Source organism: Asanoa sp. WMMD1127 (assembly GCF_029626225.1).
In the GTDB taxonomy this organism is placed as follows: domain Bacteria; phylum Actinomycetota; class Actinomycetes; order Mycobacteriales; family Micromonosporaceae; genus Asanoa.
Genome location: NZ_JARUBP010000001.1, coordinates 5,467,652 through 5,491,198 on the forward strand (window position 1 = coordinate 5,467,652; position 23,547 = coordinate 5,491,198).

Annotated in this window: 18 protein-coding genes; 10 read left to right on the forward strand and 8 right to left on the reverse strand. The window is 72.7% G+C overall.

Annotated elements, in window-relative coordinates:
* Positions 1-12 precede the first annotated feature (12 nt).
* The 3 genes from O7635_RS26080 to O7635_RS26090 all read right to left on the reverse strand — a co-directional run bounded on the left by O7635_RS26080 (position 13) and on the right by O7635_RS26090 (position 6,076).
* Positions 13-2,340, reverse strand: coding sequence for a beta-L-arabinofuranosidase domain-containing protein (locus O7635_RS26080; protein ID WP_278083107.1), 2,328 nt, complete (start codon positions 2,338-2,340; stop codon positions 13-15).
* A gap of 14 nt (positions 2,341-2,354) precedes the next feature.
* Positions 2,355-4,406, reverse strand: a complete 2,052-nt coding sequence (locus tag O7635_RS26085) for an RICIN domain-containing protein (protein ID WP_278083108.1) — start codon at positions 4,404-4,406, stop codon at positions 2,355-2,357.
* 251 nt (positions 4,407-4,657) lie between these two features.
* Positions 4,658-6,076: a sigma-70 family RNA polymerase sigma factor gene (locus tag O7635_RS26090; RefSeq protein WP_278085575.1), complete on the reverse strand. Its 1,419-nt coding sequence runs from the start codon at positions 6,074-6,076 to the stop codon at positions 4,658-4,660.
* A 238-nt stretch (positions 6,077-6,314) separates the two neighbouring features.
* Between O7635_RS26090 and O7635_RS26095 the strand changes: the two genes are divergently transcribed.
* The 3 genes from O7635_RS26095 (at position 6,315) to O7635_RS26105 (ending at position 11,080) form a co-directional block, all read left to right on the forward strand.
* Positions 6,315-7,784 (forward strand): endo-1,4-beta-xylanase, encoded by a 1,470-nt coding sequence (locus O7635_RS26095; protein ID WP_278083109.1) that lies wholly within the window; start codon positions 6,315-6,317, stop codon positions 7,782-7,784.
* Between the two features lie 10 nt (positions 7,785-7,794).
* Positions 7,795-9,435, forward strand: a complete 1,641-nt coding sequence (locus O7635_RS26100) for a ricin-type beta-trefoil lectin domain protein (RefSeq protein WP_278083110.1) — start codon at positions 7,795-7,797, stop codon at positions 9,433-9,435.
* Positions 9,436-9,577: 142 nt separating this feature from the next.
* Complete coding sequence (locus O7635_RS26105) at positions 9,578-11,080, forward strand: non-reducing end alpha-L-arabinofuranosidase family hydrolase (protein ID WP_278083111.1); 1,503 nt, start codon at positions 9,578-9,580, stop codon at positions 11,078-11,080.
* 1 nt (position 11,081) lies between these two features.
* Here O7635_RS26105 and O7635_RS26110 read toward each other — a convergent pair whose 3' ends face one another.
* Positions 11,082-11,975 (reverse strand): intradiol ring-cleavage dioxygenase, encoded by an 894-nt coding sequence (locus tag O7635_RS26110; protein ID WP_278083112.1) that lies wholly within the window; start codon positions 11,973-11,975, stop codon positions 11,082-11,084.
* A gap of 224 nt (positions 11,976-12,199) precedes the next feature.
* On the opposite strand from O7635_RS26110, the gene O7635_RS26115 reads away from it, so the two are divergent.
* Genes O7635_RS26115 through O7635_RS26130 form a run of 4 tightly spaced genes read left to right on the forward strand, consistent with a single transcriptional unit; the run spans position 12,200 to position 16,760 of the window.
* Positions 12,200-12,760 carry a DoxX family membrane protein gene (locus tag O7635_RS26115; protein ID WP_278083113.1) on the forward strand — a complete coding sequence of 187 codons (561 nt, stop codon included), beginning with the start codon at positions 12,200-12,202 and terminating at the stop codon, positions 12,758-12,760.
* Between the two features lie 56 nt (positions 12,761-12,816).
* Positions 12,817-13,710, forward strand: coding sequence for a nitroreductase (locus O7635_RS26120; RefSeq protein WP_278083114.1), 894 nt, complete (start codon positions 12,817-12,819; stop codon positions 13,708-13,710).
* A gap of 7 nt (positions 13,711-13,717) precedes the next feature.
* Entirely contained in the window at positions 13,718-15,034 is a 1,317-nt protein-coding gene (locus O7635_RS26125) for a cytochrome P450 (protein ID WP_278083115.1), read from the forward strand.
* 22 nt (positions 15,035-15,056) lie between these two features.
* Complete coding sequence (locus O7635_RS26130; RefSeq protein ID WP_278083116.1) at positions 15,057-16,760, forward strand: GAF domain-containing protein; 1,704 nt, start codon at positions 15,057-15,059, stop codon at positions 16,758-16,760.
* Here O7635_RS26130 and O7635_RS26135 read toward each other — a convergent pair.
* Positions 16,750-17,703 carry a nitroreductase gene (locus O7635_RS26135; protein WP_278083117.1) on the reverse strand — a complete coding sequence of 318 codons (954 nt, stop codon included), beginning with the start codon at positions 17,701-17,703 and terminating at the stop codon, positions 16,750-16,752. The two genes, O7635_RS26130 and O7635_RS26135, sit on opposite strands and share 11 nt — an antisense overlap.
* Positions 17,704-17,813: 110 nt before the next feature.
* Between O7635_RS26135 and O7635_RS26140 the strand changes: the two genes are divergently transcribed.
* A complete protein-coding gene (locus tag O7635_RS26140) occupies positions 17,814-18,449 on the forward strand; it encodes a response regulator transcription factor (protein WP_278083118.1) in 636 nt (211 codons plus the stop codon).
* Here O7635_RS26140 and O7635_RS26145 read toward each other — a convergent pair.
* Entirely contained in the window at positions 18,435-19,109 is a 675-nt protein-coding gene (locus tag O7635_RS26145) for a CBS domain-containing protein (RefSeq protein ID WP_278083119.1), read from the reverse strand. The genes O7635_RS26140 and O7635_RS26145 overlap by 15 nt on opposite strands.
* Positions 19,110-19,301: 192 nt before the next feature.
* On the opposite strand from O7635_RS26145, the gene O7635_RS26150 reads away from it, so the two are divergent.
* Positions 19,302-20,147 (forward strand): universal stress protein, encoded by an 846-nt coding sequence (locus tag O7635_RS26150; RefSeq protein WP_278083120.1) that lies wholly within the window; start codon positions 19,302-19,304, stop codon positions 20,145-20,147.
* An 89-nt stretch (positions 20,148-20,236) separates the two neighbouring features.
* Entirely contained in the window at positions 20,237-21,139 is a 903-nt protein-coding gene (locus O7635_RS26155) for a universal stress protein (protein WP_278083121.1), read from the forward strand.
* 127 nt (positions 21,140-21,266) lie between these two features.
* Here the strand turns inward: O7635_RS26155 and O7635_RS26160 are convergent, their stop codons facing one another.
* On the reverse strand, positions 21,267-22,631 hold the full coding sequence (locus O7635_RS26160; protein WP_278083122.1) for a sodium:proton exchanger: 1,365 nt from the start codon (positions 22,629-22,631) through the stop codon (positions 21,267-21,269).
* Between the two features lie 10 nt (positions 22,632-22,641).
* Positions 22,642-23,532: an RNA polymerase subunit sigma-70 gene (locus tag O7635_RS26165; protein ID WP_278083123.1), complete on the reverse strand. Its 891-nt coding sequence runs from the start codon at positions 23,530-23,532 to the stop codon at positions 22,642-22,644.
* Between the last annotated feature and the right edge of the window lie 15 nt (positions 23,533-23,547).

Below are 23,547 nucleotides of genomic sequence, written 5' to 3' on the forward strand. Positions count from 1 at the left end.
CCAAGCATCAGCTCAGCTGTTGGCGAGCAGCCGCCAGCGGTTGTCGGCGGTGCCGTTGTCGGACTCCTGGACGGCCTCCGCGCCCCAGGCGGTGGAGCCGTTGAGGATGCCCAGCAGCTTGCCGCTGTTGACGTTGCGGATCCGGTAGGTGCCGTCGCCGTTGGCGAGCAGCTGCCAGCGGTGGTCGGCGGTCCCGTTGTCCGCCCACTGCAGGACCCGGGCGTTGTCGGCGGTCGACATGTTCTCGACGCCGAGCACCTTGCCACTGTGGACGTTGCGCAGCTTGACCGCGTCGCCGTCCGGCACGACGACCCAGTTGTGGTCGGCGGTCCCGGTGTCGCCCCACTGGACGGCCCGCCCACCGTCGGCGGTGGACATGTTCTGGACGCCCAGGACCAGGCCGGTGCCGGCATTGAGCAGGCGGTGGCTGCCGGCGCCGCCGCCGACGTTCCAGTAGACGGTGTAGTTGAAGCCGTGGGCGTCCTGGAACGGGCCGAGGTTGACGGTGCTCCCGTTGGCGGTGGCGGTGAACGCCAAAGATCCCGTCCCGGTACGGGCGATGGAGGAGGGGACCAGCGCGGGCAGGGCGGTCAGGGCGCTGTTGCCGTAGTTGCCGCACAGGACGACCGGCCCGTAGGTCGCCGCCGCGACGCTCGGGTTGTCGTTGGCCGCGAGCATCGTCACCCGCATCGGCAGCCGCACGACGATCGTGTCCCCGGCGGCCCAGGTGCGGGTCACGGTGGCGTAGGTGCCCGGCGTGGTGGCGACGTTCTGGAGGGCGCCGTTGACCGTGACGGTCGCGCCACTCGTCCACCCGGGGATCCGGATCCGGATGCTCCACGAGCCGCTCATCGTGCCCGACAAGCTCAGCGTGGTGGTGTCGCTGACCGGGTAGCTGGTGTTCTGGGTGACGACCACGCCCCGTTGCGACCAGGTCAGCACCGACGGCACGAACAGGTTCACCGTCAGCGTGCTGCCGTTGTGGAAATAGATGGAGTCCATCAGCTTCGTGTTGGTCTCCAGACCGGTGCCCTGGCAGCACCAGAACGAGTTGTAGTCGGTGCTCCAGGTCCCGCCGCCCCACGCCGGCCCGACACCGCGACGTCCGCCCGGGCGCAGCGGGGTGAAGTAGGTGATGTGACCGTTGGCGTCGGCGGGGTTCTGGGCCCCGACGAGGTGGTTGAGCAGGGCCCGCTCGTAGTAGTCGACGTAGGCCACGCGGTCGGGGGTGAGCAGCCACAGCTCGCGCGTCAGCTTGAGCATGTTGTAGGTGTTGCACTGCTCGCAGGTGTCGTTGGTCAGGTACCCGGCGATGGCGTTCGGCGCGCGGAAGTGCTCGGCCTGGCTGTTGCCGCCGATGGCGTACGTGTGCGCCCCAACGGTGATGTTCCAGGCGTTGGTGGCGATGTCGCGGTAGCGCGTGGTCCCGGTCGCCTTGAACTCGCGGGCCGCGCCCACCCACTTGGGCACCTGCGTGTTGGCGTGCAGGCCGTTGAGCTGGTCCTGGCCCGCCGCCAGTGGGTTGAACACCGCCGCGTGGTCGAACCGCTGTGCCACCGACAGCCACCGCGCGTCGCCGGTCTGCTGGTAGATGTCGGCGAGCACCTCGTTCATGCCGCCGAACTCCGTGCCGAGCATGGCCTGCATCGCGCTGGAGCTCAACCGGGCGGTGCGGGTGTCGACCCAGCCGGCCAGCGCCAGGAGCACGGTCCGCGCCTGCGTGTTGCCGGTGTGGCGCCAGACGTCGAGCAGCCCGGCGAGCGTCTTGTGCACGCAGTAGTAGGGCACGTTGCCGTTCGACAGCGTCCGGGCCTCCAGCGCGGTGAAGTCGGACTCCGGGAAGCCGGACAGGTATCCGGTGGCGAACCCGGCGGCTCCGTTGTTGGCCTGGCACCGGGCCAGCTCGGCGACCAGGTAGGCGGCCTTGTCCCGGCAGACGGTGTCACCGAGCACCGCGTAGGCGTGCGCCCAGGCGGTCAGGAAGTGACCCTGCACGTGGCTGCGGAACGGGAAGCTGGGCGCGTCCCAGCCGCCGTTGGGAGCGGCGCCGTTGGTGGACAGGCGGTGGTTGGCGCGGAAGTTGTAGAGCAACCGGTCCACGTTGACGGCGCGCAGGTAGTTCAGCGTGCGGTTCTGGTTGTCCAGCAGGCGCCCGGACGTGAGCCGCACCTGGCCAAGGTCGAACGGGTACGCCGCGACACCGATGTCCGCCCGCGCGGGCGGGAGCGTGGCCGCCGCGGCCGGACCGGCGTCGGTCAGGCCGGTGCCGGTCACGGCGACGGTCGCGGTCGCGCCCGCCGCCTGCAGCATCCGACGCCGGCTGATCGGCAGAGCTGGCACGTGGGCCTCCTCGCTCAGGGTGTGGTGAGGTCGAAGCGGCGCACGGTGACGGACCCGCCGAGTGCCTGGGTGGCGTAGTTGAACATCCCGAACCGGTAGCCCATGAAGAACTGCCAGGCGTTGTTGAGCGTGAACGCGGGACCGAGTCCGGTGAACGTGGTGCCGTCGGTGCTGTAGGAGAAGCGGGCCTGGCGACCGGACCCGGGGCGGATGTCGGCATTCACCCGCAGCCAGATCCGGCCGCCCGACACCGGCACTCCGGCCTGTTCCGTGCCGGTGCTCGTGGTGTTCCAACTGCTGTTCATCGTCAGGTTGTTGGCCATGACGACGCGGGTCGCCCCGCTGTCCCGGCGGACGCCGATCCACGCCGACGAGTCGCGCAGCATGGCCAGGCCCGCTCGGTCGCCGTCGGCCATGGTGGAGTAGTCGAGCTCGATGGTCGCGGTGGACGACGGCCCCTGGATGCGGTGCGTCAGCGTGTTCCGGGCCGCGTACAGGTCGTTGGTGACCGTCGCGGTCTGCAGCCGCAGGCCGTCGCCCGCCGACCACCTGCTGTTGTCGGGGTTGTGGTTCCACTCCCAGCGATGCCCGAGCGTCGTGGCGCCGAACGTGTCGGCGCCGGTCATCGGTTGCACGGTGCGTCCCGACGCGGGGATGTTCGGCTTGGGATAGGTGGTGCCCCACGCGCCGTTGACGGTCTGGACCGTCGGCCAGCCGTCGGCGCTCCACGAGATCGGCGCGAGGGCCGGCATCCGGCCGCCGGGGTACGCGTCGACGAAGGCCATGTAGTACCAGTCACCGTTCTGCGTCTGGACGAGGCCGCCCTGGTGCGGCACGCCGCCGCCGGCGATCGGGCCGGGCATGTCGAGCAGGACCTGGCGCATCTCGTACGGGCCGAACGGGCTGCTCGACTTGAGCACGTACTGCCCGTTGGCGGGCCGGGTCAGCCAGATGTAGTAGCTGCCGTTCCGCTTGTAGAAACGGGCACCTTCGAGGGTGCCGACGCTCGACGGGGTCTGGAACACCTGCTGTGCCCGCACCTGGCTGAAGCCGTCGGCCGAGAGCTGGGCGACACTGATCGTGCCGTTGCCGTAGGCGACGTACATCGTGTCGTTGTCGTCGACCAGCAGCCCGGCGTCGTAGTAGCAGTTGTTGATCTGTGCCCGCTTCTGCCAGGCCCCGTCGACCGCCGCGGCGGTGTAGACGTAGGTGCGGTTGAACTCGACGCAGCCGATCCAGTAGTAGGTGCTGTTGCTGCGCCGGTAGTTCAGCGTCGAGGCCCAGATGCCCTTCACGTAGGCACGGCCGCCGGTGAGGTTGTACGCGTTGGAGCCGAAGTCGAGACTGGGCACCGAGTGGCCGGCGTACTCCCAGTTGACCAGGTCGTAGGAACGCAGGATCGGCGCGCCGGGGGAGTAGTGCATGGTGGAAGCCGAGTAGTAGTAGGCGTCGCCCACCCGGATGATGTCGCCGTCGGCGAAGTCCTGCCACACCACCGGGTTGGTGTAGGTCCCGGTGCCGCCCGACGAGCCGACCTGGACGAGCTGCCATTGCTGGTTGGCGCCGCCCCAGTCGGCGTACTGCACGACGTTGGCGCCGTCGGACGTCGACGCGTTCTGCACCTCGACCACCTTGCCGCTGTTGCGGTTGACGAGCCGGACGTAGCCGCCGGCCGAGTCGGCGAGCCGGAACTGCTGGTTGGCACCGTTGCCGTCGGCCCACTGCACGACGGCCGCGCCGTCGGCGGTCGAGCGGTTGTAGACGTCGAGCACCTTGCCCGAGTGCCGTGACTTCAACCGGTAGTAGCCGCCGCCGGAGTCCACGAACTGCCACTGCTGGTTGGCGCCGTCGTTGCGGGCCCACTGCGTGATCCGCGCCCCGTCGGTGGTCGCGAGGTTGTAGACGTCGAGTGCCTTGCCGCTGTTCCGGTTGACCAGCACGTACCACGCGCTGGTGTCCACCGTCGCCGCCGCGGCGCCGGTCGCGCCGAGACCGAGCAGCACCCCGCTGGCCAGCGCTGTCACGATCACGGCAGCCAGTCGGCGCCGCCACGCCCGAGTTCTCATCCGAGCTCCTTCCGAGATGGACTCCGGGCATGCGCCAGCGCCGCGGCACGGGACCGCGTTGTTAGCGCTCACACCAGTCATCAGGCAGTGGGCACAGCCAATTCTTGGTGTGGGAGATTTATGCCCTCATCGAGGTGTGACGATGTTGCCAGATTATTTCGGCGGATATCAAGTGGTCCGGTGGAGGAAACTGAAGCGCGCTTTTCTGTTATATCGACGGGCCCGCGCTGGTCGCATGGCCGCCGCGCGGGTCACCGCAGGGCGGCCCGGACGCGGAAGGAGGAGTCGGCGCCGACGGGGACCAGATCGACCCAGAGCTCCCCATGCCGGTGGCGGAGATGCCAACCCGGGTAGTTGGCGGACTCGAGGGCGACCGAGCCCGGCGCCACGCCCGGGCGGGCGCAGAACGTGGCGTCGCCGCGGAACAGGGCGCTGCCGTCCGGCCAGCTCAACCGCACCCGCCAGGACATGTGCCGCAGGTAGCGGCCGTCGCGGGCCCGCAGCGTGAAGCAGTCGGGATCGGCCAGGCCCGGCGTCACGTCGAACGCCGCCGACTGCCCGCCGGCCTCGTCGACCGGGACCAGCACCCCGACGCTCGCGGCGATGGCCGCGTACCGGCCGGGTCGATCAACCGACTCGAGCGAGACGGGTCCGGGTGGGAGTCCGGCGGCGTTCGGCGACGGGGCAGGAGGAGCGGCCACGGTCGGCGCCGGCGGCGTCGGTTCGGGCGACGACTGTGGCACCAACAGGGCCGCACCCGCGGCGATCACGCCGGCCGCCAGCAGCGTCAGGGCGGGACGCGTGCTGACGGTGCCGGCGAGCTTGCCCAACAGCGCGCGGCCCGGCGACGCGACGACGCCGGCCGGCGCCGCCTGGACCTTGCCGAGGGTCGCGGCCGTCACGACCGCGGGCACCGGCAGCAGTGCGGCCGGGAGCAGCCGATCGGTGGGAATCAGGCCCGCCGTCGTGCCGCGGCACGCCGGGCAGGACCGCACGTGCCGGCTCAGGCGCTTGCGCCACAACGGTCCCGGGACCCCGTTCCAGCCGGCGCAGGCCGCGCGCAAGATCGCGCACCGTGGCCGCGCGTCCAAGGCGACGACCACGGCCCGGCTCACCTCGAGTTGCTGGCGTGCGCGCTGGAGCCGAACACCCGCGTGGGCGGCGGACAGGCCGGCCGCCTCCGTCAGCTCCGCCCGGGTGAGCTGGCCCGCCTGCTCGAGCCACCACAGCGAGACCAGCATCCGGTCCGCCGGGTCGAGCCAGCGGCTGGCCCGGGCCACCTGCCGGCGTTGACCGGTGAGGGCTACGTGCAACATCGTCCGGTCGTCCACGTCGGCGTCCGGGTCGGGCAGGTCGGCGGCGTCGGCCAGCGGCACGGTGCGGCGTTCGGCGATCCCGCGGCGGTGCAGGTGCGTGCCGACCTGGCGGACGGTGATCGCCAGCAGCCACGACCGGAAGCTGGCAGGCTCGCGCAGAGCTGGCAGATCGCGTACGGCCCGCAGCATCGTCTCCTGCACGACGTCGTCGAGATCCGGATCGCCCCGCAGCGCCCGGCCGACCACGGTGTAGACCAGCGGCAGGAACCGCACGACGAGCTCGTCGCGCGCGGCGTGGTCGCCGGAGCGCGCCGCGGTGACCAGCTCCGTGACGTCCACACCGGAGGCGCGCATCTCCACCTCGCGAGCCTAGCCCTCGAATCCGTTGCCGGTAGGTTACATCTTGACGTCCCGCGCATCGATAAGTCACAGTGCGATGAGGGCACGCGATTAACGTCGGAAGGGTTCGTCCGGGCAACGGACCCGATAGCCGGCGCACTCAATCATCTTTATTTCGACCGATTGCTCCGCGTAACCATGTGAGCGCTCACATCTGAGATCGCCGGTCCACCCCCGGAAAGGAACCCGTCCCATGCGACACGCGACCCCCCGTGCCCGTCCGTTCCGCCTCGCCGTGTCTCTGCTGGCCGCGGCGTTGGCCGTGCTCGCCGCTCTCGTCCCCGCCGGACCAGCCGCCGCCGGCACCACGCTCGGCGCGTCGGCGGCGGAGAAGGGCCGCTACTACGGCGCCGCGATCCCGGCCTTCAAGCTCTCCGACAGCCAGTTCGTCGGCATCCTCAACCGCGAGTTCAACTCGGTGACTCCCGAGAACGAGATGAAGTGGGACGCCACCGAGCCGCAGCAGGGCCAGTTCACCTTCGGCAACGCCGATCGGATCGTCAACCACGCACAGGCCAACGGCATGCTGGTACGCGGACACGCGCTGCTGTGGCACGCGCAGCAACCCGGCTGGGCGCAGAGCCTCTCCGGCACCGCGCTGCGCAACGCGATGGTCAACCACGTCACCCGTGTCGCCGCGAACTACCGCGGCCGGATCCACTCCTGGGACGTGGTCAACGAGGCGTTCGCCGACGGCGGCAGCGGTGGCCGGCGCGACTCCAACCTGCAGCGCACCGGGAACGACTGGATCGAGGTCGCCTTCCGCACCGCGCGCGCGGCCGACCCGGGCGCGAAACTCTGCTACAACGACTACAACACCGACGGGATCAACGCGAAGTCGACCGGCATCTACAACATGGTCCGCGACTTCAAGGCCCGCGGCGTGCCGATCGACTGCGTCGGCTTCCAGTCGCACCTCGGCACGACGGTGCCCGGTGACTACCAGGCCAACCTGCAGCGGTTCGCCGACCTCGGTGTCGACGTGCAGATCACCGAGCTCGACATCGCCCAGGGCGGCAACCAGGCCAACGCCTACGCCCAGGTGACGCGGGCCTGCCTCGCCGTCGCCCGGTGCACCGGCATCACGGTCTGGGGTGTGCGCGACAGCGACTCCTGGCGCGGCAACGACAACCCGCTCCTGTTCGACCGGTCCGGCAACAAGAAGGCCGCGTACGACGCCGTGCTCAACGCGCTGAACGCCGGCGGCGGCAACCCGAACCCGTCCGGTCCGGTCGACACCACCGCCTGGTACGTGGTCGTCAACCGCAACAGCGGCAAGGCGCTCGACGTCTACAACCTCGCCACCAACGACGGCGCCCGGATCGCTCAGTGGGCCCGCAACGACGGGGCCAACCAGCAGTGGCAGTTCGTCGACTCCGGCGGCGGCTACTACCGGGTCCGCTCGCGACACTCCGGCAAGGTGCTCGACGTCTACAACTTCTCCACCGCCGACGGTGGCGCCATCGTCCAGTGGAGCGACGTCAACGGGACCAACCAGCAGTTCCGGCTCGCCGACTCGAGTGGCTACGTGCGGCTGATCAGCCGGCACAGCGGTAAGGCCGTCGAGGTGCAGGGCGCGTCGACGGCGGACGGCGGCGCCGTCGTGCAGTACGCCGACTGGGGCGGCGCCAACCAGCAGTGGCAGCTCGTGCGGGTCGGCTGAGGGGGACCTGATGAGACGACACCGCCGGTTGGCCGCGCTCGGGGCCGTCGTGCTGGCCGGCCTGCTCGTGGGGGGAGCGGCCGTGGTCCTGCGGGCGCCCTCCGCCACGGCGCTGGCCAACGGCGTGGCCCGCGTGCCACCCATGGGCTGGAACAGCTGGAACAACTTCGGCTGCAACATCAACGAGTCACTGATCCGGCAGACCGCCGACGCGCTCGTCGCGAGCGGTATGCGCGACCTCGGCTACCAGTACGTGGTGGTCGACGACTGCTGGTTCAACCCCAACCGCGACTCCGCCGGCAACCTGCAAGGCGACCCGACCCGCTTCCCGAGCGGCATGCGGGCGCTCGGCGACTACCTGCACGCCCGGGGACTGAAGTTCGGGCTCTACCAGGTGCCGGTCGACAAGACCTGCGCGCAGTACTTCGGCGCCTATCCGGGCGCGACCGGGAGCCAGGGGCACGAGGCGCAGGACGCGCGGCAGTTCGCCGCCTGGGGCGTCGACTACCTCAAGTACGACTGGTGCTCGCCCAACGGGACCATCCAGGACCAGGTGGCCACGTTCGCCAAGATGCGCGACGCGCTGGCCGCCACGGGCCGGCCGATCGTCTACAGCATCAATCCCAACAGCATCCACGCGAAGACGGGACCGTTGCGCAACTGGAGCGACGTGGCGAACCTCTGGCGCACGACCGAGGACATCACCAACGCCTGGGACACCGGGCAGAGCAACGGATACCCGATGGGGATCCAGAACATCGTCAACGTCACCGTCCCCCTGGCCGACTACGCCGGTCCGGGCGGCTTCAACGACCCGGACATGCTCGAGGTCGGCCGCGGTGGGATGTCCGACACCGAGATGCGCAGCCACTTCGCGCTGTGGGCCATGCTGGCGTCGCCGCTGATCGCGGGCAACGACGTGCGGTCGATGACCTCCGCGACGCAGACGATCCTCAAGAACCAGAACCTGATCGGGATCAACCAGGATTCCCTGGGGCTCCAGGCCCGCCAGATCAGTGGCGACAGCACGCGCCGGGTGTTGGCCAAACGCCTGGCGAACGGGGACGTTGCCGTCGCCCTGTTCAACCAGAGCGGGTCGGCGGCCACCATCTCGACCACTGCCGCGGCAGTGGGTAAGACCGGGTCCTCGTTCACCCTGCGGGACGCGTGGACCGACGCGACCACGAGCACGACCGGCGCGATCAGTGCGACGGTGCCGGCACACGGGACCGTCGTCTACCGGGTGTCCGGCGGCGGGACCACGCCGTCCAACACGGGCACCCTTGTCGGCGCCGGGTCGGGCAGGTGCCTCGACGTGCCGCAGGGCAACACGACCAACGGCACGCAGCCCGTCATCTGGGACTGCAACGGCGGGGCCAACCAGCGGTGGACGTTCGACGGCCAGACCCTCCGGGCGTTGGGCAAGTGCCTGGACGCCCCGCTCAACGCCACGGCCGGGGCCAGAGCGCAGATCTGGGACTGCAACGGCGGGGCCAACCAGCGCTGGACCCGCAACGCGGACGGCACCGTACGCGGCGCGCAGTCCGGTCTCTGTCTCGACGTCGACCGCAACCTGACCGCGAACGGCACCGCGGTGCTCCTGTGGACCTGCACCGGCGCCGTCAACCAACGCTGGGCGTTCGCGACGTGACCACCGGACCGTTCCACCCACGACTCGCCAACCAGTAGGACGCCGACCGGCTGGACGGCGAGGACCGGTCCCCGCGGGCGTGACCCCGCGGGGACCGGCAGCCGGGCAGCGCGGTCAAGCCCCAGGAACAAGGAGGAGAGCCATGTCAGATCTCGTCACGGGCGCGCCACCGACGCGGCGACGGCGATGGTTGCCGCGGATCGCCGCCGCCGGCGTGGCGGCGGTGCTGGCCGGCACGGGCGCGGCGGCGGTGGTCGCCACCCCCGCCGCCGCGGCGACGGTCGACACGACCGCGTGGTACGTGCTCGTCAACCGCAACAGTGGCAAGGCCCTGGACGTCTACAACCTGGCCACCAACGACGGCGCCCGGATCGTGCAGTGGGCGCGCAACAACGGCAACCAGCAGCAGTGGCAGTTCGTGGACTCGGGCGGCGGCTACTACCGGCTGCGATCGCGGCTGTCCGGCAAGGTGCTCGACGTCTACAACTTCTCCACCGCCAACGGCGCCAACATCGTGCAGTGGAGCGACCACAACGGGACCAACCAGCAGTTCCGGCTCGCCGACTCGGACAGCGGCTACGTCCGGCTGATCAACCGCAACAGCAACAAGGTGGTCGAGGTCCAGGGCGCCTCGACCGCCGACGGCGGCAGCATCGTGCAGTACGACGACTGGAACGGCAGCAACCAGCAGTGGCAACTGGTCCGCGTCGACGGCGGCGGGGGCAACCCCGGCGGGCCGTGTGCGCTGCCGTCCACGTACCGCTGGAGCTCGACCGGTCAGTTGGCCAACCCGCGCTCAGGCTGGGTGTCGCTCAAGGACTTCACCCACGTGCCCTACAACGGCCGGCATCTCGTCTACGCCACCACGCACGACAACGGCACGTCGTGGGGCTCGATGAACTTCAGCCTGTTCACGAACTGGTCCGACATGGGCTCGGCCAGCCAGGTGGCCATGCCCTTCTCGGCGGTGGCCCCGACGCTGTTCTATTTCGCGCCACGCAACATCTGGGTGCTCGCCTACCAGTGGGGCGGCCCGGCGTTCTCCTACCGGACGTCGAGCGACCCCACCAACGTCAACGGCTGGTCGGCGCCACAGACGCTCTTCTCCGGTAGCATCTCCAACTCCGGCACCGGTCCCATCGACCAGACCCTCATCGCGGACAGCACGAACATGTACCTGTTCTTCGCCGGCGACAACGGCCGGATCTACCGCGCGAGCATGCCCATCGGCAACTTCCCGGGCAGCTTCGGGTCGAACTACACGACGATCATGACCGACTCGACGAACAACCTGTTCGAGGCGGTCCAGGTCTACAAGCTCCAGAACGAGAACCGGTATCTGATGATCGTGGAGGCCATCGGCGCACAGGGCCGGTACTTCCGCTCGTTCACCGCCACCAGCCTGGGTGGCTCGTGGACGCCGCAGGCGACCACCGAGAGCAACCCGTTCGCGGGCAAGGCCAACAGCGGCGCCACCTGGACCAACGACATCAGCCACGGCGACCTGGTCCGCAGCACCGCCGACCAGACGATGACCGTCGACCCCTGCAACCTGCAGCTGCTCTACCAGGGCCGCGCTCCCAACTCCGGCGGCGACTACGGCCTCCTGCCGTACCGCCCCGGCGTGCTGACCCTGCAACGCTGAATCACGTCGGCGCACCCGGCGGCGGTCCACCCGGGCCGCCGCCGTCCGGCATCCCGCCGCCGGTCGGCGTGGTCGTCGTGTCGACCCCGACCCGCAACGACACCGCATAGCCGCGCGTGACGTCACCGGTCACGGTGCCGAGCTGCAGAGCGCCGCCGTCGTCGCCGAAGACGTTGTCGCTCCGCAGGGTCACCCGCGACAGGTTGGTCACCGAGGTCTCGTACCCCGGCTGGGCGTACACCCGCTCGCAGGCGTCCTGTGGCAAGGCGACCTGGGACGTGGCGATCGCGTTGGCCGGGTCGGTGAGGCTCGCCTGGTCGGGGTAGACCTCGAAGTGGATGTGCGGCCACCGCCCGTCGTAGCAGGCGGGGAAGATGCTGGTGAACCGCACCGTGCCGGCCGCGTCCGCGACCTGGACCCCGCGGAGGTAGTTCTCCGCGGTCACGCCGTCCGAATACATCGAGTAGCGGCCTTCGCGGTCGCAGTGCCACACGTACACCGCGGTCCCCGCGAACGCCTTCCCGCCGTTGGCGAGGTCCTGGATCGTCAGCTCCAGAGTCATCGGCACGCCCTGCGCCGTCCCGCTCGCGCCGCCGAAGCTCGACCGGATGTCGCCGCGCACGATGCCGCTGCGGTCCAGCGCGTCCGGCCCGTTGGACCCGTCACCCGGGTACGGGCCCGCGGTCTCGTCCGGGATCTCCCCGCCGGCCGCCCCCGCCGTCGCCGGCGTGGCCGTTTCCGTCGAGCAGGCCGCGATCCCGACGCCGGCGACGCCGAGCCCCAACGCCTGCAGGATCCGCCGCCGGCTCACCACGGTCCCGAGGTCGAACCCGAGCCCCTGGTCGACCACCTCCTCGTCCGGCCGGGGCAGCGGACGACCTTCGTACATCGGCATGATTCCTCCATTTCACCATCGACGACCCCGAGTCTTGCCGGCGAACCGACGAGGACGTTGTGTGCCGCCTGTGCGTCCCCTGCGAAGACACAGGGCCCGGGACGAGGGGCCGATGGTCCCGGGCAGGTGCGGACCACCGGCACTGCTGCGGGGCCGCGCAACCGCGTGCAATGGATGTGGGTCCAGAGAGGACCAGGAACCGACAGGAGAGGACGTGGAACGCCATGACCGCGATGGCGCAGCGGCGCACCCCCCGGACGACCGCTCCGGCGGTCACTCGAGACCGGGTCGAGACCACCACCCAGAAGGCGACGCGGTACGTGTGGGCCGGCGCCCGCCTCGGCTTCGCGTTCACCTTCCTGTGGGCCTTCCTGGACAAGGTCTTCGGCCTCGGTTTCGCCACCCCGCGCGAACGTTCGTGGCTCAACGGCGGCAGCCCGACCAAGGGCTTCCTGAGCGGGTCCGAAGGTCCGTTCGCCGGGCTCCACCACAACCTGGCCGGCACCGCGTTCGCCAACTGGGCCTTCATGCTCGGCCTGCTCGGCATCGGCGTGGCCTTCGCCCTGGGCATCGGCATGCGCGTCGCGGCCGCCGCCGGCGCGCTGCTCTACGTGCTGATGTGGTCGGTGGTGCTGCCGCCCGAAACCAACCCCTTCCTGGACGAGCACCTGATCAGCGCCGCCGTCATGGTCGGCCTGGCCCTGGTCGGTGCCGGCCACACGCTCGGGCTGGGCCGGCAGTGGGACCGGCTGGCGATCGTCCGCCGGCTGCCCTGGCTCAAGTGACCCGATCGGGGCGCCGCCACCCGGCGGCGCCCCGCCCGGCGTGAAAGGACCTGATGATGTCGAACCCGCCGCTCGCCGAGGCCGCCGAGGCGGCCGTTCACGCGCCGTCGATCCACAACACTCGGCCGTGGCGCTGGGAGGTGCGGGCCGACCGGCTGGCCCTGCACGCCGAGCGCGGCCGGCAGCTCGCCGCCACCGACCCGGACGGCCGGATGCTGGACCTGAGCTGCGGCGCGGCCCTCCAGCACGCCCGCCTGGCGCTGCTGGCGCGGGGCTGGGAGACGGAGGTCCGTTACCAGTCCGACCCGGACCTGCTGGCCGAGCTCGTCCCGACCGCGCGCGTCGAGCCGGCGGCGCCGGCGATGCGCCTGGTGCGGGCGATGCCGGCACGGCACACCGACCGGCGGCCGCTGGCCGACGTCCCGCTGCCCGCCGGCACGATCGATGCGCTGCGGGCGGCCGCGGCCGGGCTGGCCCGGTTCCACCTCCTCACCGCCGACCAGGTTCTGCTGCTGGCCTCGGCGGCGCACCACGCCGCCGAAATCGAGGCCGAGGACCCGCGGATCCGGGCCGAGCTCGCCTACTGGACGAGCCGGTCCGACGGCACCGGCCTGTCGCCGGCCGCCCTGCCGGCCCGTCCGCCGCGGACCACCGTGCCGGCCCGCGACTTCGGCCGGCCCGGCACGCTGCCGGTCGGCGACGGGCACGACAAGCACGCCCGGTTCGCCTTGCTCTACGGCGACGACGACGAGCGCGCCTCCTGGCTGCGGGCGGGCGCGGCGTTGACGAACGTCTGGCTGACCGCGGTCGGGCTGGGCGTCTCCCTGGTTCCGCTCAGCGGCGCGATCGAGGTGTCCGCCACCCGGGAGCGGCTGCGGGGGATTCTGGCGGGCCTCGGCCACCCGTACCTCGTGCTGCGGTTGGGCGTCCCGGACCCGGCCACCGCATAATCGACCCATGGAGACGGATCGATGGGTCCGGACGAAGTCGGCGGTTCCGGTGATCGGTGGCTCGCTGGCCTACATGCACGACCCGCTCACGCTGATGCGCCAGCTCTTCCAGCGGCACGGGCCGGTCGCCCCGGTCCGGATGCCAGGCCCCGGGCCGGCCGCGTTCGTGCTCGGCCCGGATGCCTGCGGCGCGGCCCTGCAGAACGGTGACAAGGCCTTCGTCAACGGCTGGGAGCTGCTCGTCGGCCCGTTCTTCCACCGGGGCCTGATGCTGCTCGACGGCGCTGAGCACCTCCAGCACCGGCGGATCATGCAGCAGGCGTTCACCCGCGAGCGGCTCGAGGACTACACCGCCGCCCTGCACCCGGCGGTGGCCGCGGAGCTCGACGACTGGCAGGCGGCGGGGCGCTTTCCGGCGTACCCGGCGCTCAAGCGGTTGACCCTCAACCTGGCCACGCAGATCTTCATGGGCGGGCACCGGATCGCGGACCCGGCGGAGCTCGAGCGGGTCAACCGGGCATTCGTCGACTGCGTGCAAGGGGCGGGGGCGATCCTGCGCGTCGCCGTGGCGGGCAACAAATGGCACCGTGCGACGCGGGGGAGGGTGATCCTCGAGCGGTTCCTCACCGCGCACCTGCCGGCGGCGCGGGCGACCGGCGGAGACGACCTGTTCTCCGTGCTGACCCGGGTCGAGGACGAGGACGGCGCCCGGTTCGGCGACGCCGACGTCGTCAACCACATGATCTTCCTGTTGATGGCGGGGCACGAGACGACCACCTCGACGGTGTCGACCGCGATCTACCAGCTGGGCCGGCACCCGGACTGGCAGGAACGGGTCCGGGCGGAGGTGGCCGCGCTGGGCCCGGCGCCGAGCGTGCGGCAGCTGGGCGAGCTGCCCGAGCTGGACATGGTCATCAAGGAGTGTCAGCGCCTGGTCGCGCCCGTGCCCGTGCTGGCGCGGCTGGCCGTCAAGGACACCGAGGTGGCCGGCCGTCGCGTGCCGGCCGGCACGCGGGCGATGGTCTGCCTGCAGCTCTCGCACTACCTGCCGGAGCTGTGGACCCGGCCCGAGGCGTTCGACCCGGAGCGGTTCTCGCCGGGGCGCAGGGAGGACCAGTCGCACCGCTACGCGTGGACGCCGTTCGGCGGGGGCGTGCACAAGTGCCTCGGAATGGCGTTCTCGAACCTGGAGGTGCGCACGGTCCTGGCGCAGATCCTGAGCCGGTTCCGCTGGTCGGTGCCGGCGGGCTACGTGCCGCCGATGAGCAACGTGTCGCTGCCGTACCCCCGGGACGGCCTGCCGGTCGACCTCCAGCCGGCCTGAGCGCTGACGTTAGGCTGGGCCGATGCCTGGACCAACGGGCGACGACCTGACGTTCCCCGACGCGCCCCGGCTCGAGCTCGACCAGCTGTTGCGCCAGTTGGTCGACCGGGCCCAGGAGGTGATGGCCACCCAGGGGCGGCTGCGCGGGCTGCTACGGGCCAACCAGCTGATCATCAGCGACCTGGCCCTGCCGGCCGTGCTGCGCCGGATCGTCGAGGCGGCGCGCGAGCTGGTCGGCGCCCGCTATGCGGCGCTCGGCGTGGTGGCGCCCGGCGGCGGACTGGCCGAGTTCGTCCACAGTGGGATGCCGGCCGACGCCGTCGAGGTCATCGGTCACCTGCCGGAGGGCAAGGGCCTGCTGGGCGCGCTGATCGACGACCCGCGCCCCATCCGGCTGCGCCGCATCGCCGACGACCCGCGCTCGACCGGCTTCCCGGCGGGCCATCCACCGATGCGCAGCTTCCTCGGCGTCCCGATCCGCATCCGGGACACGGTGTTCGGCAACCTCTACCTGGCCGAGAGCGCGGCCGGCGCGTTCAGCGCCGAGGACGAGGAGCTGGTCAAGGCGCTCGCCGCGACCGCCGCGGTCGCCATCGAGAACGCCAACCTGTACGCGTCGGCCCGCCTGCGCGGCGAATGGCTCCAGGCGTCGGCCGCCATCACGCGCCAGGTGCTGGCCACCGAGGTCTCGCCGGCGCACGCCTTGCGGCACATCGCCGAACGCACCAGGCAGGTCGCGGACGCCGACCTCGTGGCGGTCGTCCGGCCCGATCCCGACGACGAGGCGGACCTCCGGGTCGAGGTGGCCGTCGGGTTGGCGGCGGAGCGGCTGACCGGCGCCCGGGCGGCCGCCCACGACACGCTCTCCGGCGAGGTGCTCGCCACCGGCCGCCCCGTGCGGCTGGCCGAACCCGGCGACGGCCGTGACCCCGTCGCGGCGGTGGAGGTCGGCCCGGTCCTCGCCGTGCCGCTGCACGGCTCCGCCCGGTTGCACGGCGTGCTCTGGACCGCCCGCGCCCCGGGCCGCCCGCCCTTCACGGCCGACGACGTCGACATGGCCGGCAGCTTCGCCAACCAGGCGGCGCTGGCGATCGAGCTCGCCGAGGCGCGCGCCGAGCAGCAGCGGTCGGCGATGCTGCACGACCGCGAGCGGATCGCGGCCGACCTGCACGACCACGTCATCCAACGGCTGTTCGCGGCTGGCCTCTCGCTGCAGGGCGCCGCCGCCCAGCTCGGTGCGGGCGCCGCCGCCGACCGGATCGTCCGCGTCATCGACGATCTCGACACCACGATCAGCCAGATCCGCACCACGATCTTCCAGCTCCAGCGGCCGCCGAACGCGGTCGCGCAGAGCATCCGCGCCCGGCTGCTCGACGTCGCGTCGCAGGTCGCGCCGGCGCTCGGGTTCGAGCCGGGCGTGCGGTTCGACGGCGTCATCGAGAGCCAGGTCCCCGCCGACCTCGTCGAGGACCTCGAGGCGGTGCTCCGCGAGGCGCTGACCAACATCGCCCGGCACGCGCAGGCGCGGTCCGCCGACGTGGAGTTCACCGTCACCGCCGACACGGTCACGCTCGAGGTCCGCGACGACGGCCGCGGGATCGGCGAGCCCACCCGCACCAGCGGCCTGGCCAACCTGCGGGCCCGGGCGGAACGGCGCGGCGGCACGCTCACGGTGCGGGCGGCCCGGGGCACCCTGCTGCGCTGGTCGGTGCCGATCAGTCGATGACCGCGGCCGCCGGCCGGCGCAGGCTCGGCTGCCCAGGGTGGCCGTAGCCGACCCGCAGCACCATCTGCGGCACGCCCTGACGGCCCAGGGCCGACCGCAGCCGCTCCCGCGCCACCGGCACCTCGATCGGCTGCGAGAACAGCGAGACGGCCAGCCCGGCGTCGGTGGCGGTGAGCAGCACCCGCTGCAGCGCCTGGCCGGCGGTCACCTGGTCGGCCGGGCCGTCGGTCGCGGTGCCGAGCACGGCCACCAGCGGCTCGGGCTCGTAGTCGCGGCCGGGCGGCCGGGTGCGGCCACCGAAGGCGCGCATCGGCAGGAGGTCCTGCGGCTCCGGGGCATAGCCGGCGGCACGGACCGGGACGCCGTCGGGGGAGATCGTGTCGCGACGCCAGCGGGCCAGCTCGTCCGCGTACGCCTCGTCGCGGCGCAGCACCCGGTTGGCCGCGTTGACCACCTCGGCGAGGGCGTCGACCGCGCTCGTTCCGATGATCAGGTCGAGCCAGCCGCCCTCGGCCCGGGCCGCCTCCCGCAGCCGGAACCGCAGGTCGGCGGGGACCTTCGCCGTGCTGAACGGCGCTCGGTTGCTGTGCCGGCGGGGGATCGCGGCGCACAGCGCCCGCTCCGCGCCGGACGGGGGCCGGGGCGCGTCGGGCACCAGCCGGGCGACCAGTGCGGCGTCGCCTGACGGGCGGACGACCGCGACCGCCGGCCGGCCCAGCGCGGCGAGCGCCAGGCGCAGGTTGAAGACGGCCGCGCCGCAGCTGACCAGTCCCGCCCAGTCCCGGGCCGGGATCGCCGGGAGCCGGGCCGGGTCGACGAGCACCTCGATCGCGCCGCCGGCCAGCCCGAACCGCCACGGCTGGCTGTTGTGCATCGACGGCGCGCGGACGGCCAGCTCGACGGCGGCGGACAGCTCGGCCGGGCCGTACCCGTTGTGTTCCATGCCCCCGATCGTTCGCCGCCCGGGGTGGGCCCGGCAGGGGCGGAGGTCCCGAGCCGACGGGCCGGCCGGCCCGGTGCGTCGGCCCCGCGCCGCGGTAGAGAATGGGGGCCGTGATCCGCGTCTACCTGCTCGACGACCACGAGGTGGTCCGCCGCGGCCTGACCGACCTGCTGGAGAGCCACGACGACATCGAGGTCGTCGGCGAGTCCGGGCTCGCCAAGGAGGCCACGGCCCGCATCCCGGCGCTCCGGCCGGACGTGATGATCCTCGACGCGCGGCTGCCCGACGGCAGCGGCATCGACGTGTGCCGCGACGTCCGGGCCGTCGACCCGTCCATCAGGGGACTGATCCTGACGTCGTACGAGGATGACGAGGCGCTCTTCGCGGCCATCATGGCGGGCGCGGCGGGCTACGTGCTCAAGCAGGTCCGCGGCACCGACCTGGTCGAGGGCGTGCGCCGGGTGGCCGCCGGCCAGTCGATGCTGGACCCGGCGGTCACCCAGCGGGTGCTGGACCGCATCCGCAGCGGCGTCGAGGAGCCCCACGAGCTCAAGGCCCTCACCGACCAGGAACGCCGGATCCTCGAGCACATCGCGCAGGGCCGCACCAACCGCGAGATCGCGGCGGAGATGTTCCTGGCCGAGAAGACCGTCAAGAACTACGTCTCCAGCCTGCTGGCCAAGCTCGGCCTCGAACGCCGCACCCAGGCCGCCGTCCTGGCCACCCGCCTCCTAGGCGACAAATAGCGGTGTCACGTCGTCGACGTCGAACGCGATCCGGTCGACCACCTCGACGACGCCGCTGACCTGGGCGGCCAGGTGCGCCGCGAGCTCGGCCGAGCTGCGCCGGTCGAGCCGCCCGGTCAGCGTGACGACGCCGTCGGTCACGGTCGCGGCGACCGCGTCGTCGCTGACGCCCAGCACGCGGTGGAGCACCTCGGTGACCACGTCGTGGCGGATGTCGTCGTCGTGCCGCAGGTGCACCTTGAGCAGGTCGGCGCGGGACACGATCCCGACGAGCCGGCCGAGGTGGTCGACCACCGGCAGGCGCTTGACCCGTTCGCGGTCCATGGTCCGGGCCGCCTCGACCAGCGTCGCGTTCTCCATCGTGGTGACGGCCGGCGCGGTCATCAGCTCGCGGGCGTCGTGCGCGTCGGCCTTGACCCGCGCCGCGTGCCGGCGCTTCCCCTCGAACAGCCGCGGCTCGTGCGGCCGGCCGACCAGCTCCACCTTGTGCAGCAGATCGGCCTCGGACACCACGCCGAGCACGCGCCGGTCCTCGTCCACCACCGGCACCGCGCTGACGTGCCGGGCGGTCATCACGTCGACGATCCGCCGGTACGGCGTGCCCGCGTCCACCGCCGCGACGTCGTTGGTCATGACGTCGCCGACCTGCCAGGTCCTCATGGTCCGTCTCCTTCGTCGATTGGCCTCGACTCGAACGTAGGTCCGGTCCCCGCCGCCCGGTCAGGGCCGCCGGACCGGGACGGGGAGGACCTCGGACCGGTCCACAGTGGGCCGATGGTCCCGACCGGTCGGCGCATGGAGATGTGTCCAAACCCCGTCCGGCCGCGCCCCTGACCCGCGAAGCTGGAGGTCGTGACGGATGACGAGCCGGTCCGCGTGCTCGCGGGCTTCGACGGTTCTCCGGCCGCCGGCGCGGCGATCGACGCGGCCGCCCGGCTGTTCCCGCGGGCCCGGGCGTGGATCCTCCACCTGTGGACCGCCCCGTTCGCCAGCGCCGGGCTCCGCCAGCGGCTCTGGACCGCGAGCGGCGACGTCAAGGACTTCATGGCGGCGGTCGAACGGGAGGGCGCCCGCGAGGCCGAGCGCACGGCGGCGACCGGGGTCACTCTCGCCCAGGCCGCCGGTTGGCGGGCCGAGCCGGTCGTCGCCCGCAGCTACGGCGGCGACGGGCTGCGGGTCAGCGAGCTGGCCGAGGAGCTCGACGCCGACGTGGTGCTGCTCGGCTCCCGGGGCCTCGGCGGCACCAAAGCGGTGCTGGGCAGCGTGTCCGACATGGTCGTGCACTACACGCCCCGACCCGCTCTGGTGGTGCCGCACCCGCTGCTGTCGGCCGAGGAGGACGCCCTCGACGCGGGACCGGTGGTGGTCGGCTGGGACGGCTCCGACGGCGCCCGCGGGGCCATGGCGGCGGCCGCACGACTCTTCCCCGGCCGGCGGCTGCTGGCGGCCGGTGTCGGCGACCAGGAGACGACCGCCGACGTCACGGTGACCCACCTGCTCGCCGGTCGCCGGCTTGGGGCGCCGGGCCGGTCGGTCGCCGACGCGCTCGCGACGTACGCCCGGCAGGAGGCCGCCGCCGTCATCGTCGTCGGTTCCCGGGGCCGATCGGCGATGCGCGAGATCCTCCTCGGCAGCACCGCCATGGCCGTCCTGCATCACGCCCACCGACCGGTGCTGGTCGTGCCCACGCCACGCTGAGCCCCGGCCACACGGGCCACTCCGGCACCACGATTGGCGTGGCGGCCGGCCCTTCCGAGCGGGGAAGCTGGAGGGCAGGGGTGATCGTCATGGACCACGGGACGATCCTGGTCGGGTACGACGGCTCGGCCGCCGCGCGGGCGGCGGTGGGGTGGGCACTCGACGAAGCGCGCCGGTCGTACGGCCGGGTGCGGCTCGTCGAGGTCGTCGAGTGGCCGGTACGCGTCGGACCGGCGACCCCGCGTGCGGAGAACTGGCCGCGGAGCGAGACGTACCGCGACGCCGAGCGGGCGGTCGCGCGGACGGTGTCGGTGCTCGCCGAGGCCAACCCGGACGTGCCGGTGGACGGCCTCGTCGTGGAGGGCCCGGCGGCCGCGATGCTCGCCGACCTCTCATCGGGAGCGCTGCTGGTCGTCGTGGGCAACCGCGGCCGCGGCGGTGTCGCAGGGCTGCTCATCGGCTCGGTCGCCGCCGAGGTCGTCACCCACGCCGCCGGTCCGGTCGCGGTGGTCCGGGCCGCCGACGCCGGCCGGCCGGCGCGCGGCCTAGTGGTGGTCGGGGTCGACGACTCGCCCGGCGGGCGGGCCGCCGTGTCGACGGCCTTCGCCGAGGCGTCGGCCCGGAACGCCCCGCTGACCGCCGTCCGGGCGTGGCCGCCACCGGGCCGGCCGCGCGGCGCCGTGGCGGACCCGGAAGCCGCTGAGGTGCTGACGGACCTGCTGGCGGAGGGCCGGCGGGCCCATCCGGCGGTCACGGTGACGACCCGCGTCCCGTCGGCGGACCCCGCGGCCGCGCTCGTCGACGCGTCCCGCGACGCCCAGCTCGTCGTCATCGGATCCGGGCGGCGCGGCGGGTTCCGCGGGCTCCGGGTGGGCGCGACGGCCCGCCAGCTGCTGCGCTACGCCCACTGCCCGGTGCTGGTCGCGCGGGCGGCGGACGCGACCGCGGACCTGGCGAGCGCGACCGTTCAGGCGCCGCGCAGCAGAGTGTAGAGGCGGGCGATCACGCCACCCTCGACCAGGGCGATATCGAGGCCGCGCGCCACCGGGTCGCCCCCGGGCGTGAACTCTGCCGCCTTCGCCGCTTGATCAACGCGGTCCCACTGCCCGGGGTGACGCTCTACTGATCGGCGCCGGCGCGCACCGGGGACCGGCGTTCCCGCAGCCGCAGGTTGCCGGCGGTCATCGTGCAGCACATGTCGCCGCCGAGCACGCGGTACGGCGTGACCAGCCCGTCGCGGAACAGCGGCACCACGTGCCGGCGGTTGCGGACCAGCGCCGCCACCGCCAGCGCCAGGTAGACCAGCGACAGCACGATCAGCTCGCTCCCGCGCCACGACGCCGGCACCGCAGCGCTGAGCGCGAACTGGGCCACGAACAGACCCAGCAGCAGCATGGCGGCGCGCAGGGTCAGCTCGCGACCGACCAGCAGCGAGACGGCCAGGATCGACTGCGCCGCGGTGAGCAGCAGCTCCTCGCGCTGCGCGGGCTCGATCGGCAGGCCCGACCAGCCACCGCTGGACGCGGCGAACACGATGGGCAGGGTGCCGACCAGCAGCGTCCACTGGTTGACCTTCGACGACACCAGCGCGCCGAGCGCCTCCGTGGTGTGCAGCCGCCACGCGTAGAGGCCGGCGACGAGCAGCTCGGGCGCCTCGGAGGCGAGCGGGGCCAGCCACTGCACGAGCAGGAACTCGCTGATCCCGAGCTGCGCGCCGGTGTCCACCAGCGACTCCGCGAACCGTTCGGCGGTGAGCAGGATGACCGCGGCCGCCGCGACGAAGAGGGACACGACCGTCAGCCGCCGCGGGCGGCGGGGCAGGCCACCGACCCAGGCCGACGGGCCGATCAGGTCCGGCTCACCGGCGGGGGCGCGGGAGACCCGCCAGCTGTACGCGACGAAGACGGCCAGCAGCACCACGGTGTCCACCAGCGACAGGGTGCGCTTGAACGGCAGCACCAGGCAGTAGACCGACGCGAGCGCGAGGAAGGCCAGCGGCACCGCGTCCGGGCGGGCGAGGGTGACCCGGGTCGCCCGTTCCGGCGGGTCGCCCCGGCGCCGCATCCGCCGCCACGCGATCAGCACGACCAGGGCCCAGCCGACGCCGACCAGGATCCGGTTGGCGCCGGTCATGTTGGCCAGCGCCAGCGAGCACGACGAGGTCTCCTCGCCCGGTGGGAGGCAGGACGGGCCGTACGTGGCGACCGCCTCGCCGCCGCGGGCGGTGAACACGAAGTCGACGGCGTACTCGGGGAGCACCGCGATCAGCGCCAGCACCGCGACCGCCAGGCCGGCGGAGATGTCGACCTGCGCCGCCTCGGCCGCCCAGGCCAGCAGGAACGCGGCGCCGACGATCGCCACTCCGAAGACGACCGCGGCGACCGGTGGCGCCGGGTGCAGGCCGGCCAGCGCCACCACGACGCCCGGCAGGGTCGCCAGCAGGGCCACGAGGCCGAGGGCCGGTGGCCGCTGCCCGGAACGCATGGTGTGGACCTTAACCCGGGGCGGTCGCCGGCAGACCGAGCGCGGCCACATGGTGGGCGCCGACGAACGCGTTGATCTCGACGATCCGGCCGTCGACGACGCGGAGCACGTCGACGACGAGGGCTTCGTGGACCGGGCTGCCGGGGTGCCGGAGGTAGTTGGCCAGCGCCGGACGCCCGTTGGCGCGCGTGGGGACGGTGCGCCAGTCCAGCGGCCGGGTCAGGAACCCGGTCACCGCGTCGATGCCGACGACCGGCGGGTCGGGCGGCATGGTGATCCGCACGTCGTCGGCGAGCAGCAGGCGGATCGACTCGGCGTCGGAAGCTGCCGCGTAGCGCCGCAGGATCTCCTCGTCGTCGGCCGTGAGCGCCGGTCGGCGCCAGTCGCCCGGGTCCGCCGGGGCGTGCTCCCGGATCGTGCGGCGGGCCCGCTGGACGAGGCTGTTGGCGGCCGGCACGGCCACGCCGAGCGACTCGGCGACCTCGGCGGGCGTCCACCCGCTGACGTCGCGCAGCACGAACGCCGCCCGCTGCCGCGGCGGCAGGTGCATGAGCGCCGCGATCAGCGCGAGCTCCACCAGCTCGGCGTCGGCGACGCCGGCCGCCACGTCGGGGTACGGGCCGATCGTCGCGTCCCACTCGAGCACGTCGCCGGCCGGGGTGGTGCGCCGCGCGGCGGCCTTGCGGCTGTCGAGGAACAGGTTGGTGGCGATCCGGTAGAGCCAGGTCCGCGCCGACGCCCGTCCGTCGAACCGGTCCCGGGCCCGCCACGCGCGCAGGAACGTCTCCTGCGTCAGCTCGTCGGCGTCGGCCACGTTGCCGGCCAGCCGGTAGCAGTGCGCTTGCAGCTCCCGGCGATGGTCGTCGTACGCCGCCGCCAGCCACGCGTCCCGGTCCCGCACGCCGCAAGGCTAACG